Genomic DNA, 12957 nt, shown 5'->3' with positions numbered 1-12957 from the left:
CTTTCGCTTGTCCACGTATGGAAGGCGCACCTCAACAGGCGCTTGCAGCTTGCTACCCTAGGGGGGTATGGTAACCGCATAGCCCGCCCGCGGCCGGCTTCCACCTCGCAGACTGAAACGGAGCAGCCCGATGAACGCAACAGGTAAGTTCGCCGGATTCACCCTCGGCCTCGTGGCGGTGTTCGGGATCGCCGCAGGTGTCGGGGCCCTGGTCGGGCCGGAACCTTCCGAGCCGGCCGAGCACGACGAGCACTCGGCCACGCCCGAGCTTCCCGGTGGTCTGCTGGCCAGCGATCAGGGCTACACCCTCGCCTTGGACAAGCCGAACACCACCACCGCACCGCAGTCGCCGACAAGTTTTCGCATCCTCGACGCGAACGGCGCACCGGTCATGAAGTACGTGAACAGCCACGACAAGGACCTGCACCTGATCGTGGTCCGGCGTGACATGGTCGGCTTCCAGCATGTGCACCCCGTCCTCGATCCGGCCGGGACCTGGGCCGTTCCGCTGAACCTCAGCCGGGCCGGCGACTACCGGGTCTACGCCGACTTCACCCCCGAGGGCGGCTCGAACCTGACACTCGGCGCGGACCTGCGGGTGGCAGGCAACTACGACGTGCAGCCACTCCCCGCCCCCGCTGCCACCGCGCAGGTCGGCGAATACACGGTCACGCTGAACGGCACGGTCGCACCGGGCACCGCGTCGAAGGTGACACTCTCGGTCAGCCGCAACGGCACCCCCGTCACCGACCTGCAGCCCTACCTCGGCGCCTACGGTCACCTGGTAGCCCTGCGCGCCGCCGACCTCGCCTACCTGCACGTTCACCCCGAAGGCACACCCGGAATCACCCCCGCAGGGCCCGGCATCGACTTCGTGGTGAACGCCCCGAGCGCGGGCGACTACCGCCTGTTCCTCGACTTCCAACACCAGGGCGTGGTCCGCACCGCCGAGTTCACGGTGAAGGTCGCCACCCCGAACGCGACCGGTGCGAGCGACCCCGCCCCGACCAGCGCACCCGCAGACCACGGCACCCCCGACCACGGCCACTGACGCGCCCTGGACCGCCCGCAACCCCTCAGCAAGAATCAACACCAGGAACGAAGGAGCACCCATGACCACCGTGACACACCCACCGGGCACCGGCCAGGTAGAACTGGTGATCGGTGGCATGACCTGCGCTTCCTGCGCGAACAGGATCGAGAAGAAGCTCAACAAGCTCGACGGCGTCACCGCCACCGTCAACTACGCCACCGAGAAGGCGCGCGTCGACTTCACCGGCGGGATCTCCCCCGAGGACCTGATCGCCACTGTCGAGCAGGCCGGTTACACCGCAGCACTCCCGGCCCCGAAGAAGACCGAGCCCGTCGCCGAAGTGGACCCGACCGCGTCCTTGCGCACCCGCCTGCTGGTCTCGCTCGTACTCACCATCCCGGTGATCGCGATGGCGATGATCCCCGCACTCCAGTTCACCAACTGGCAGTGGCTGTCGCTGACCCTGGCCGCACCGGTCGTGATCTGGGGCGCGCTGCCCTTCCACAAGGCCGCGTGGACCAACCTGAAGCACGGCACCGCCACCATGGACACGCTGGTGTCGATGGGCACGCTGGCCGCGTTCGGCTGGTCGCTTTACGCGCTGTTCTGGGGCACGGCGGGCACGCCGGGGATGAAACACCCGTTCGAATTCACCATCGCGCGGATGGACGGCACGGGCAGCATCTACCTCGAAGCGGCGGCGGGGGTGACCACGTTCATCCTGGCCGGGCGGTATTTCGAGGCGCGGTCCAAGCGGCAGGCGGGCGCGGCCTTGCGGGCGTTGCTCGAGCTCGGCGCGAAGGATGTCGCGGTGGTTCGCGACGGTGTCGAAACGCGGATTCCGGTGGAGCAGTTGGCTGTTGGTGACGAGTTCGTCGTGCGGCCGGGCGAGAAGATCGCCACCGACGGTGTGGTCTCCGAGGGGACTTCGGCGGTCGACGCGTCCATGTTGACCGGTGAGTCCGTGCCGGTGGAGGTCGGTGTCGCTGACTCGGTCACCGGTGCCACGGTGAACGTCGGTGGGCGAATCATCGTGCGCGCCACCAGAATCGGTTCCGACACCCAACTCGCCCAGATGGCACAGCTGGTCGAAGACGCACAAACCGGCAAGGCGCAGGCCCAACGCCTGGCCGACAAGATCTCCGGCATCTTCGTCCCGATCGTGATCGCCCTGGCCGTGGCCACGCTCGGATTCTGGCTCGGCACAGGCGGTTCCGTCGCAGCGGCGTTCACGGCGGGCGTGGCGGTGCTGATCATCGCTTGCCCCTGCGCCCTCGGCCTGGCCACCCCGACCGCGCTGATGGTCGGCACCGGACGCGGCGCGCAGCTCGGCATTCTGATCAAGGGCCCCGAGGTGCTGGAGTCCACCCGCAAGGTCGACACCATCGTGCTGGACAAGACCGGCACCGTCACCACCGGCAAAATGACACTGCTCGAGGTGGTCCCAGCCGCCGGTGAACAGCGCGATAAGGTGCTGGAACTGGCTGGTGCGCTGGAGGATTCGTCGGAACACCCGATCGCGCAGGCCATCGCCAAGGGCGCACGCGACGAGTTCGGCACGCTACTGCCCGTGGAGGGCTTCGCCAATATCGAAGGTCTCGGCGTGCAGGGTGTGGTCGACGGGCACGCGGTGATCGTGGGCCGGGCACGACTGCTGGCCGACTGGTCGCAGCCGCTGGACGACAAGCTGGAAACCGTTATGGCCGAAGCGGAATCAGCCGGTAGGACAGCAGTGGCCATCGGCTGGGACGGCAAGGCACGTGGCGTGCTCGTCGTCGCCGACGCGGTGAAACCTACTTCGGCGCAGGCGATCTCGCAGTTCCGCGAGCTCGGCCTCACGCCGATCCTTCTCACCGGCGACAACGCCCGCGCGGCCCGCACCATCGGCGACGAAGTCGGCATCGACGAGGTCATCGCCGAGGTGCTCCCGCAGGACAAGGTCGACACGGTGAAAAGACTGCAGGCCGCAGGCAAGGTCGTGGCCATGGTCGGTGACGGTGTCAACGACGCGGCCGCCCTGGCCCAAGCCGACCTCGGCCTGTCCATGGGCACCGGCACCGACGTCGCCATCGAAGCCAGCGACCTCACCCTCGTCCGCGGCGATCTGCGCGCCGCCGCCGACGCGATCCGCCTGTCCCGCCGCACCCTGGCCACCATCAAGGGCAACCTGTTCTGGGCCTTCGCCTACAACGTGGCCGCCATCCCGTTGGCCATGGCGGGCCTGCTCAACCCGATGCTGGCCGGCGCAGCGATGGCGTTCAGTTCGGTCTTCGTGGTGACCAACAGCCTGCGCCTGCGCGGGTTCAAATCCACCGCGCAGTAACTCACACGCGAAGGGCGGGACGGCAAACGATTTGCCGCCCCGCCCTTTTCGCGCTCAGAAGATGTGCTGGTCATCCGCGGAGATGGCGAAACCGTGCCCGCCCGCCACACAGCGCACGCCCTGCGTGGACGAGCTGCAGGTGTAGCCGTGCACGGTCAGGGATTCGCCGTAGTTCAGCACCGTGCCGCCGGATTTGCCGCCCGGCGGGAAGCCGATGAAGATGCCCTGGCTGGTGCACAGGAACTCCGACTTGCCCTGGTAGAGGTGCGCGGCGACCTTGCGGTCGGGGGCGTCGGTGCAGTTCGGCAGTTTCGGCGTGATGAACTTGGTTTTGCTCAGCTGGCAGCCCACACCGTGGGGCGCCATGGTCAACACGCCACATTTGATGTTCCCGGTGGGCGACTGGAAGTAATAGCTGCCGTCGATCTGAAATTTGCTCGCATCGACGGGCGTGAAGCCGCCATTGGCCGGAGCCCCGCTCGCGGGCGCGCCGTCCTCGGGTGCGTCCGAGGACTCGACCGGCGCCTCGGTGGACTCGCCCGGCTGAGCAACGGTGGTGACTGTGCCCGCCCCCTGGTCGATGGCCCCGTTGCAGGCGGTGAGCACCCCGGTCAGCACCACGAACGCGGCTGCTACGACTACTGATTTCACGATTGCTCCGTCTCTGTACTTCCGACACTCGACAAGCAATCGCGCGGTGACACAGATTCGTTTACAACGATAAGAAACAAAAAAATGGGCGAGGTCCCTGAGGACCTCACCCATGTGTTGAGCGGATGACGAGATTCGAACTCGCGACCCTCACCTTGGCAAGGTGATGCGCTACCACTGCGCCACATCCGCGTGCATTTCCGAAGCCTGTCCGGGTTACCGGGGGACTTCGTGGTGCGAGTAGGAACTCTAGCGGGTGTCGCCCGAACTACGAAATCCGGGCTCACTCGACAGCGGCGGGACCCGGCCGGCGGCAGCGGCGACGGACCCTGTTAAGCACGCGACAAGAGGTCGAAAGGCGTTGCGCGGGAGGCTGTTCCCACCGACAGGAGGAACACATGAAGGTTCACGCACTGCTCATCGCGCCCGTGGCGGCCATCACACTGGCATTCGCCGGCGCCGCCCCGGCTCAGGCCGACGGCTTCATCGGCACCGACAACTTCAGCGCCGAGTACACCGCCACCGACTACCCGAATTCGTGCCTGATCGTGCAGAACCACATCGGCAGCCAGCTCACGGTCCGGCTGGACTATCCGACCGGGTACAGCCATTGGACGATCGAACCGGAGGCAGTGGTGTGGCTGGACGGGTACGACGGCCCGGTGACCTCACCGAGCGGGAACTGGCAGCTTCACGTGTACCCGCCCGTGCTCCACTCCTGGGTCTTCGACCCGTACCGCACCCGCGGTGGTAGCTGCAACGGGTCGTGGATCTACACCGCGAACTGAGCGGTGCCCGTTCTGCGGCGGGCATCGGCGATCGGGCCACTCGCTCACGGAAGTCCTTGCGGGGGCAGGTTTTTCACAGGGTGAATCTATGGGAGGAACAGGATGAAGATTGCAGGATTCATTGCGGCGGGGGTGGCTATGGCCGCGGTTGTGGTGGGGGCAGCGCCCGCACAGGCTGACTTCACCGACCCGGTGGAGTTCACCGACAGCGGGGAGAACGTCGAGGACGAGGCCTTCGGGGAGTACGCGGTCAACCGCACCGAACCGGGGTCGTGTCTGGTGGTGCAGAACCACACCGGCGGGCGGGTGACGCTGCGGTTGAACTACCCGACCAGCAGTGGGAAGTGGACGTTCAAACACGATCAGGTCGGCGTGCTGATGCGCAACGGCAGGCTGGTGACCTCGCCTTCCGGGAATTGGAGCGTGCGAACGAACCCGCCGATCGTCTACAAGTGGGTCTACGACGGCAAGCTGAACAGCCGTCGGGGATGCAACGGGTCGTGGGTTCTGACGATGAACTGACCGCGCGAGGGCCCGGAGCCGCACACTCCGGGTCCTCGCCGCGGGTCCCCAGCGCTGCGGGATCGCTAGCTCACGGCCACGACCGACTCGAACGCTGACCGATGGTCCGCCGCCCACTGCGCGTAGGTGCGCGGTGGGCGGCCCAGGACCGTGGCGATATCGTCGGTGAGCAGTTCGTTGTGGCCGCCTCGGATGAAGGACTGACCGATCAGGGAGCCCTCCACGAAGGCGGGCGGCAGGCCCGCGGCGACCATGAAGGTGCGGGCGTCGGCTTCGGTGATGTCGGTGACCGTGATCGGGCGGTCGAGGATCGCGGCGAGGTCGGCAGCCTGGTCGCGGGTGGTTTGCAGGGTGGGTCCGGTCAGGGTGTAGGTCTGGGCGTGGTGGTCTGGGGTGCGCAGGGCCGCGATGGCGACTGCGGAGACATCGCGCGGGTCTACTACTGCTTGTCTGCCGTCGCCGGTGAGGTTCGGGACGGGGTGGCCTGCGTGCAGCGGTTCGATCCAGCTGAAGGTGTTGGTGGCAAAGGTGTTGGGGCGCAGGATCGTCCACTCCAGGCCGGAGTCGCGCACGGCCTGCTCCCCCGGAGCGTGCCAGGAACCCGGGGCGCCCAGGCGTGGGTCGCCCGTGCCGACGGCGGACAGTTTCACGATCCGTCGAACTCCGGCTTCCTTCGCGGCAGCGATCAATTGGGCATCGGTGTCGGTGCCGTCGGGGCCGGGGATGCCGACCAGGAACGCGGCCTCGATGCCGGCCATGGCGGGTGCGAAGGTGGTCGGGTCGCGGTAGTCCACGCGGACCACCTCTACGCCGGCGGGGAACTCGGTCTGCTGTGGGTCTCGGGTTGCCGCTCGGACGGCGATTCCGTCGGCCGCCAGCTGTGCGACGATGCCGCTTCCGATGGTGCCTGTCGCACCGGTGATCAGGATCATGACACCAGCATGGCCGCCCTACCGCCTGCGAATATAGGAGAAATCGGCACGGACATCCGGGCCCGCGACGCCTACTATCGCAGGGGTGCGATACCTGACTTCGACGGAGCTCGAGACCCCCGTTCCCACACCGGAGTCGTTGCGTCCGTGGCTCACCGAGCTCACCAGTACGCCGGTGCTCGACGTGGGTGATCAGCCCTTCGCGCATACGCCCGAGGCGACCACGACGGTGGTTCTTCGCACCGAAAAGTCCGGCAGGCGTGCGGCTTACGTCATCGGGGCGCAAACTAAAGCGGCGTACTCACAGGCACAGGGGCCTGCCGGGTGTGTGCGACTGCGGCTGGAACCCGGTGTGACACGCCAACTTCTCGGCGTGAGCGCGAGCGAACTCACCGATCGCGCGGTGTCACTGGCCGAATTGCCCGGCCCGCTCGGCACTTTCGCCACCGACCTCACCAGTATTCCCGCCGACGAGGCCATCTCCTACTTGGAACACACACTCCCCCACCATGTTTCCGAGACCGACACCGAACGCGCCCACCGAATCGTGCTGCGCGAGGCGATCTCGTCCCTCACCACCGACACCGCACCCTCCATCCCCGACCTGGCCACCCGCTTGGCCGTCAGCGAACGCCAGCTCCGCAACATCTTCCAGACCGGAACAGGCATGTCCCCCAAGCACTTCGCCCGCATCACCCGCCTGCGCCAAGTCCTGGCCTACGCAGGCAACACCCCCTGGTCCCACCTGGCCGCCCACACCGGCTACTACGACCAATCCCACCTGACAGCCGACTTCCGCACTCTCATGGGCGTCCCACCCGCCGCCTACCTCCGCGGCAAACTCCCGGCCCCGACCCGCTGCCAGCTACCACGCTGACAGCCTGGGGGTCGCGCTGAGCAACCCCAGCGCGACGAGCCATGTCAGGCGTCAGGGTCCTGCGCCTTCTCAGCCTTGCGTGCATGGCGCTCCGCCGATTCGGCGTCGTCGAGAGCCGTGGCCTCTTCCAGGGAAGGTGCGCTGCCGCCGAGTCGCTTCGGGACCCAGTAGGCGCCGGGTTCGTGGGTGTAGTCCTTTTGCAGGTCGGCGAGCATTTCCTGCATGGTCGTGCGCAGTTGGGTGGTGAGGTCGGCGGCGGGTTCGTAGGGGTGGATGGGGGCGCCGACGGCGATGGAGATGGGGGTGTTGGTGCGGCCGAGGCGTTTCGGGAAGCCTTTGGTCCAGACTCGTTGGGCGCCCCAGATGGTGATCGGGATGATCGGGACGTCGGCTTCGATGGCCATGCGGGCCGCGCCGGACTTGAATTCCTTGATCTCGAAGCTGCGGCTGATCGTGGCCTCGGGGTACACGCCGACGAGTTCGCCGTCGCGCAGGTACTTCACCGCGGACTTGTACGAATCGGCGCCCGCGGTGCGGTCGACGGGGATGTGCTTGAGGGTGCGCATGATCGGGCCGGAGATGTTGTTGTCGAACACCTCCTGCTTCGCCATGAACCTGATGTAGCGGCCAGGGGTACGCGCGGGCAGGCCCGCGTAGGTGAAGTCCATGTAGCCGGTGTGATTGATCGCCACCACGGCACCGCCGGTGGCGGGGATGTTCTCCGCCCCCTTGACGGTGAACTTCAGACCTTCGAGGAAGAAGACGGTTCGGGCCAGGCCGATGATCGACCGGTAGACGGGTTCCACAATTGCCACAGCCTAGCCGCACAGCTTCGGTTCCGGCAGGGTGCCGTAAATGGGCGGTGTCACCGTAGAATCGCGGCGGTCGCCTCGCGGACCGAATCCGCTTCGCGCACACCGGTACCCCCGGCGAGTCCGCTCGCCCGACAGTCATCGCCCGCGGTTTCGCACACGGGTGCAACGGCCTAGGAATGAGGAACAGTGGAACGCGCCCAGCTCGCCCTGACCCGCCCGTACGCGCTGGTCGCGGGACTGACTGTCGCCGCGGCCCTGGTCACCGGGTGCGATTCGGTTTCGGGCATTCCGGGCGATCCGGTCGAGGTGACCACCACTACCGCCGCGACGACCACCACGACCGCGACGACCGCGACTCAGGCTGTCGCACCGCCCCCCGCAACCCCGTCGTTACCCGCCGACGCACCGCAGGTCGGCGCCGTCGCGGGCAATCCCGACGCGGTGACCGCCGTGCGCCGCTGGGCCGCCGATCTACAGACCGGCACGGTCGAAGAACTCCAGGAAAAATGCTGGACGATCCCGCCCGCCACCGTCGCGGAAATGTACGCCGCCCCACAGACGGTGCTGAAGGCACTCACAGGACCCGGCACGGCCACCGCCGACGCCGTGACCTGGCGAAACAGCACCACCACCGTCACCGTCGACCGCGAATCCATCGCGTCGGGCTATGCCTGCGGCAGGGTGTTCGCAGCCGGTGTCGAGCCCGCTTACGACGACGCCGACGCCCGCCACACCGTGCGCCGCTACCTCGCCCGCGCCACCGGCAAACCCCTCGACGCGGCCGACATCGAAGCAGACCATCCACTGACCTGCAAGGCCTCTCCCGCCAGTTGGGATCCCGACGGCACCGGCAACCCCGTAGCACCCCCCTTGACAGGCAACTCGGGCAAAGTAGGCAATGTCACCTCCTTCGCCGGCGACGAGTTACGATCCGAGCAGATTCGTGGCGACTACCTGGCAGTTCACGTCCCCGTGACCACCTCGCCGGGCGGCACGCGGGCCCGCACTTTCACGGTGACAACGACAGCTGAGGGCTATTGCATCGGTGACGTAACGATTTAGCCGTTACCCTGGTTGGCTGGTACGCCGCAAGCAGATCAGGGGGCACTGAGGCGGTCACTCGCCACTGATCCGGCGAATCAGATCCTGGTAGGAGGAAACAGCTCGTGCAGATCACCAGCGTCGGACATGCCGGCTTCCATATCCGAACCGAGGCCGGGACGATCCTGTGCGATCCGTGGGTCAACCCCGCGTACTTCGCGTCGTGGTTCCCGTTCCCGGACAACTCCCAGCTGGACTGGGAGACCCTCGGCGACGTCGACTACCTCTACGTCTCGCACCTGCACCGCGATCACTTCGACGCCGCGCACCTGGCGAAGTACGTGAACAAGGACGCCACGGTCCTGCTGCCCGACTACCCGGTGCTGGATCTGCGCCGTGAGCTCGAGGCGCTGGGCTTCACCAAGTTCTTCGAGTCCGAGGACTCGGTCAAGCACACGATCACCAATTCCCAGGGTTCGTTCGACTTCATGATCGTGGCGTTGCGCGCGCCCGCCGACGGTCCGATCGGCGACTCCGGGATTCTCATCTCCGACGGTGAGACCACCTGTTTCAACATGAACGACGCGCGCCCGGTCGACATGGACGTCATCCACGACGCGTTCGGCGACATCGACATCCACCTGCTGCAGTACTCGGGCGCGATCTGGTACCCGGCGGTGTACGACATTCCCGCGCGGACCAAGGCCAATTTCGGCAAGCAGAAGCGTCAGCGCGGTATGGATCGCGCGCGGTCCTACATCGAGCAGGTCGGGGCGACCTGGGTGGTTCCGTCGGCCGGTCCGCCGGTGTTCCTCGATGCCGAGCTGCGCTATCTCAACGACGATCGCGGCGACGAAGGCAACATCTTCCCTGATCAGATGGTGTTCCTCGATCAGATGAACATTCACGGCAACCCCGGCGGGATTCTGATGATCCCCGGCTCGGTCGCCGATGTGCGCGGCAAGGAACTCGACCTCGCGCACCCGTTCGACCCTGCGCAGATCTACGGCGACAAGGCCGCCTACATCGAGGAAATGGCGCAGCGTTTCGCGCCCGTGCTGGCCGCGGAGAAGGCGTCGTGGGAGACCGGCGAGGGTTCACTGCTCGAGCCGCTGCGCGAGCTGTTCGAACCGATCATGAAGCAGAGCGCGCTGATCAGCGACGGCATCGGCTACCCCGTCGGGCTGGTCATCGGCGACGAAACCATCGTCCTGGACTTCCCGCACCGCACTGTGCGCGCACCGCTGGAAAGCGAAGGCCGCTACCGCTACGGCTTCCGCATCGCCCCCGAACTGGTGCGCACCGTCCTGCGCGACAACGAACCCGACTGGGTCAACACGATCTTCCTGTCCACCCGCTTCCAGGCGTGGCGCATCGGCGGCTACAACGAATTCCTCTACACCTTCTTCAAATGCCTCACCGACGAACGCATCGCCTACGCCGACGGCTGGTTCTCCGAGGCCCACGACGACTCCGCCGTCACCGAACTCGACGGCTGGGAAGTCCAACGCCGCTGCCCCCACCTCAAAGCCGATCTCTCCAAATTCGGTGTGGTGGAAGGTAATAACCTCACGTGCAACCTGCACGGGTGGCAGTGGGATCTGGAATCGGGACGTTGCAAGACATCGAAGGGCCACGAGCTCCGCTCACGCAAACTCTGAGATCACAAGGGGCGGTCGGCATTTCAGCTGCCGGTCGCCTCTTTCTCGTTCTGCACCGCCTCGGCCCAGTAGTAGTTGAGCGCCGGGACGATCAGTTCGACCGGGATCATTACGATGTAGAACACGTGCGGTAAGCCCACGGCGGCGATGGACAGGAAGCGGGCCAGGCCGCCGACGAAGAAGATCGCGCCGAGCAGGTTGATCGGAACAGCCTTGGTTTCAACATCTTTCGCGCACCAGATGTAGGCCAGGCCGTACGCTGCGAAGAGCACCGAGTAGAAGCGCAGATCGGAATCGATCGTGGCGTTCACTTCGCCGCCGCCGATGATGGTCGCGGTACCCCAGAACTGGTGCGATAGTGCGATCAAGGTGCTGCCCGCACCGAAAATGACCAGCCAGATCTGCAATGCTTTCCGCATCATGCCACCCTTTATTAAACTGCAGTCTAATAGCTCCTCTCAGGGTAGGCCTGACTGATCCCGCCGGTCAAGAGGCTTACGATCGGCACCGTGCCGCCACGTCGTCGACTGTCTCCGGAAGAACGCCGGAACGAACTGATGGATGTCGGGGTGCGGTTGTTCCAGGAGACCGCGTTCGACACGGTGACGCTCGACGATGTCGCGGTGAGCGCCGGTGTGTCGCGGGCGCTGATGTATCACTACTTCCCGACCAAGGGCGATTTCTTCGGCGCCATCTGGAAGCGCGCGCACGATGAACTGCTCGAAACCGCGCGAATGGACGGCGAGCGGCCGGTGCGCGAACTGGTCGAGCACTCGCTGCGAGCCCACCTGGACTTCTACGCTCGACACGCGGCGCTGGTGTACATCGCCAACCGCAGCGCGATCTCCACCGATCCCGCTGTGCGCGGGCCTGTTTCGGCGGATCTCGCCGCCATCTGCGAGCGGATTCTCGCCGCCTGCGGGGCAACCGGGCGAACCCGGGATCTGGCTGGTGCCGCGCTGGCGGGATGGATCGCGTTCGTGCGGGAGGTTTCCATCGAATGGTTGTTGCACCAGCGGATTACTGGTGATGACGTGTTGCAGTTGTGCATGGAAGCACTCGACGGGGCGGTCGGGGCGCACCTGGATCTGTCCGCGCTGCCGATCGCCTGACCTCGCCGCGACCATGACACGCCACGCCCGGTGGCCGTCGATTCGGAAAATTATGGTGGTTCATACCTCCGGCCCATCGACCATAATTGATTGACCCATTAATTATGGTTCGGATGCAGGCCGCTCGATGACTACACAATCGTCGCGGGTGCCTTACCGGGAAGCGGAGCCCGACACGCGACGAGCCTCCTCGAGGATTCGCAAGGTTTCTACGGCGTCGCGGGGGTCAACGGGGACGGGTGTGCCGTCGAGGAGGGTGGCTGCCATGCCCGCGTAGAAGGCTGGGTAGTTGCCGGGGAGGGTGGGGATGGGGCGGAGGTTTTCGCCTGCGCCGAAGGTGCCCCACTTGTCGGGTGTGACTGTGCCCCAGGGTTTTCCGTCATCCGGGCAGCGGCCTGCTCGTAGGTCGTCTTCCTGGGGGTCGAGGCCGGAGACGGTGTAGGCGTTGGTGGAGCCGAGTACTCGTAGGCGTGGACCTAGTTGGGGCGCAACGGCACTCATCCATAGGTGGGATCGGGTGCCGTTGGCGTGGGTGAGGGCTAGGAAGGCGTCGTCGTCGGCTTTGACGTCGGGGCGGCGGCGGTCGAGTTCGGCGTAGATCTCGGTGACGGGGCCGAACAGGGTCAGGGCTTGGTCTACTAGGTGGCTGCCCAGGTCGAAGAGGATTCCTGCGCCGTCTTCGGCTTCGCCTACTTCGCGCCAACCGCCTTTGGGGGTCGGGCGCCAGCGTTCGAAGCGGGATTCGAAACGGCGGATCTCGCCTAGTTCGCTGCGGTCCATCAAGTCACGCAGGGTGAGAAAGTCGTTGTCCCAGCGGCGATTTTGGAAAACGCTCAGGGGCAGGTTTGCTTGTTCGGCCGCGGCTACCACTTCCTCGGCGACGGCTGCGGTTACCGCGAACGGCTTGTCGACCACTACCGGTAACCCGGCGGCTAACGCCTGCAATGCCAGTGGGGCGTGCGAGCGGTTGGGGGTGGCGATCACGGCGAGGTCGATGCCTGCTGGATCAGCGAAGAGCTCATCGGCGCTGGACACGACCCGCACGCCGGGATGTTCGGCCCTGGCCTGCGCGGCCCGTTCCTCGGACGAGGTGACCACCGCGGCCACCCGCATCCGCGGATCCGCCGCGATCAACGGTGCGTGGAACACCGACCCGGCCAGCCCGTATCCGATTACCGCAACTCCGAGCTGGTCCATCGCTG

Annotated in this window: 14 protein-coding genes and 1 tRNA gene; 8 read left to right on the top strand and 7 right to left on the bottom strand. The window is 66.2% G+C overall.

All coding sequences use genetic code 11. From position 1 onward, the window contains the following. Positions 1-130: 130 nt before the first annotated feature. The gene (locus ACFWVD_RS23465) at positions 131-1051 is read left to right on the top strand and encodes a hypothetical protein (protein WP_379246151.1); all 921 of its coding nucleotides are present in this window, start codon (positions 131-133) and stop codon (positions 1049-1051) included. Between the two features lie 61 nt (positions 1052-1112). Then, positions 1113-3356 (top strand): heavy metal translocating P-type ATPase, encoded by a 2244-nt coding sequence (locus tag ACFWVD_RS23460; RefSeq protein WP_379246149.1) that lies wholly within the window; start codon positions 1113-1115, stop codon positions 3354-3356. Between the two features lie 54 nt (positions 3357-3410). On the opposite strand, the gene ACFWVD_RS23455 is transcribed toward ACFWVD_RS23460, so the two are convergent. Both ACFWVD_RS23455 and ACFWVD_RS23450 read right to left on the bottom strand, forming a co-directional pair. Next, positions 3411-4007: a hypothetical protein gene (locus ACFWVD_RS23455; RefSeq protein WP_379246147.1), complete on the bottom strand. Its 597-nt coding sequence runs from the start codon at positions 4005-4007 to the stop codon at positions 3411-3413. Between the two features lie 120 nt (positions 4008-4127). After that, positions 4128-4199: transfer RNA gene (locus tag ACFWVD_RS23450), tRNA-Gly, on the bottom strand. A 206-nt stretch (positions 4200-4405) separates the two neighbouring features. On the opposite strand from ACFWVD_RS23450, the gene ACFWVD_RS23445 reads away from it, so the two are divergent. Next, complete coding sequence (locus ACFWVD_RS23445; RefSeq protein WP_379246145.1) at positions 4406-4795, top strand: hypothetical protein; 390 nt, start codon at positions 4406-4408, stop codon at positions 4793-4795. Positions 4796-4897: 102 nt separating this feature from the next. After that, complete coding sequence (locus tag ACFWVD_RS23440) at positions 4898-5317, top strand: hypothetical protein (protein ID WP_379246143.1); 420 nt, start codon at positions 4898-4900, stop codon at positions 5315-5317. 65 nt (positions 5318-5382) lie between these two features. On the opposite strand, the gene ACFWVD_RS23435 is transcribed toward ACFWVD_RS23440, so the two are convergent. Then, positions 5383-6249: an SDR family oxidoreductase gene (locus ACFWVD_RS23435; RefSeq protein ID WP_379246141.1), complete on the bottom strand. Its 867-nt coding sequence runs from the start codon at positions 6247-6249 to the stop codon at positions 5383-5385. An 85-nt stretch (positions 6250-6334) separates the two neighbouring features. On the opposite strand from ACFWVD_RS23435, the gene ACFWVD_RS23430 reads away from it, so the two are divergent. Next, positions 6335-7126, top strand: a complete 792-nt coding sequence (locus ACFWVD_RS23430) for a helix-turn-helix domain-containing protein (RefSeq protein ID WP_379246139.1) — start codon at positions 6335-6337, stop codon at positions 7124-7126. Positions 7127-7170: 44 nt separating this feature from the next. Here the strand turns inward: ACFWVD_RS23430 and ACFWVD_RS23425 are convergent, their stop codons facing one another. Continuing rightward, the gene (locus ACFWVD_RS23425) at positions 7171-7932 is read right to left on the bottom strand and encodes a lysophospholipid acyltransferase family protein (protein ID WP_379246353.1); all 762 of its coding nucleotides are present in this window, start codon (positions 7930-7932) and stop codon (positions 7171-7173) included. A 195-nt stretch (positions 7933-8127) separates the two neighbouring features. Between ACFWVD_RS23425 and ACFWVD_RS23420 the strand changes: the two genes are divergently transcribed. Continuing rightward, on the top strand, positions 8128-9003 hold the full coding sequence (locus ACFWVD_RS23420) for a hypothetical protein (RefSeq protein ID WP_379246137.1): 876 nt from the start codon (positions 8128-8130) through the stop codon (positions 9001-9003). Here the strand turns inward: ACFWVD_RS23420 and ACFWVD_RS23415 are convergent. Continuing rightward, the gene (locus tag ACFWVD_RS23415) at positions 8951-9061 is read right to left on the bottom strand and encodes a hypothetical protein (RefSeq protein ID WP_379246135.1); all 111 of its coding nucleotides are present in this window, start codon (positions 9059-9061) and stop codon (positions 8951-8953) included. The two genes, ACFWVD_RS23420 and ACFWVD_RS23415, sit on opposite strands and share 53 nt — an antisense overlap. Positions 9062-9107: 46 nt before the next feature. Here ACFWVD_RS23415 and ACFWVD_RS23410 point away from each other — a divergent pair, with 46 nt between their 5' ends. Further along, a complete protein-coding gene (locus ACFWVD_RS23410; protein WP_379246133.1) occupies positions 9108-10643 on the top strand; it encodes a Rieske 2Fe-2S domain-containing protein in 1536 nt (511 codons plus the stop codon). A 23-nt stretch (positions 10644-10666) separates the two neighbouring features. Here ACFWVD_RS23410 and ACFWVD_RS23405 read toward each other — a convergent pair whose 3' ends face one another. Continuing rightward, complete coding sequence (locus ACFWVD_RS23405; RefSeq protein ID WP_379246131.1) at positions 10667-11050, bottom strand: DUF4345 domain-containing protein; 384 nt, start codon at positions 11048-11050, stop codon at positions 10667-10669. Positions 11051-11152: 102 nt separating this feature from the next. Here ACFWVD_RS23405 and ACFWVD_RS23400 point away from each other — a divergent pair, with 102 nt between their 5' ends. Beyond that, positions 11153-11755: a TetR/AcrR family transcriptional regulator gene (locus ACFWVD_RS23400; protein WP_379246130.1), complete on the top strand. Its 603-nt coding sequence runs from the start codon at positions 11153-11155 to the stop codon at positions 11753-11755. Positions 11756-11908: 153 nt separating this feature from the next. Here the strand turns inward: ACFWVD_RS23400 and ACFWVD_RS23395 are convergent, their stop codons facing one another. Continuing rightward, entirely contained in the window at positions 11909-12952 is a 1044-nt protein-coding gene (locus ACFWVD_RS23395) for a Gfo/Idh/MocA family oxidoreductase (RefSeq protein WP_379246128.1), read from the bottom strand. Positions 12953-12957 lie beyond the last annotated feature (5 nt).

The sequence above is a fragment of the Nocardia sp. NPDC058666 genome (genome assembly GCF_042714895.1).
In the GTDB taxonomy this organism is placed as follows: Bacteria; Actinomycetota; Actinomycetes; order Mycobacteriales; family Mycobacteriaceae; genus Nocardia.
This window is presented reverse-complemented; position numbering and strand designations above follow the sequence as displayed.

Bases quoted from the DNA above. Each gene is read 5' to 3' on its own strand.
- ACFWVD_RS23440 (WP_379246143.1), top strand. From the start codon at position 4,898: ATGAAGATTGCAGGATTCATTGCGGCGGGGGTGGCTATGGCCGCGGTT.
- ACFWVD_RS23460 (WP_379246149.1), top strand. From the start codon at position 1,113: ATGACCACCGTGACACACCCACCGGGCACCGGCCAGGTAGAACTGGTG.
- ACFWVD_RS23465 (WP_379246151.1), top strand. From the start codon at position 131: ATGAACGCAACAGGTAAGTTCGCCGGATTCACCCTCGGCCTCGTGGCG.
- ACFWVD_RS23395 (WP_379246128.1), bottom strand. From the start codon at position 12,952: ATGGACCAGCTCGGAGTTGCGGTAATCGGATACGGGCTGGCCGGGTCG.
- ACFWVD_RS23435 (WP_379246141.1), bottom strand. From the start codon at position 6,249: ATGATCCTGATCACCGGTGCGACAGGCACCATCGGAAGCGGCATCGTC.
- ACFWVD_RS23445 (WP_379246145.1), top strand. From the start codon at position 4,406: ATGAAGGTTCACGCACTGCTCATCGCGCCCGTGGCGGCCATCACACTG.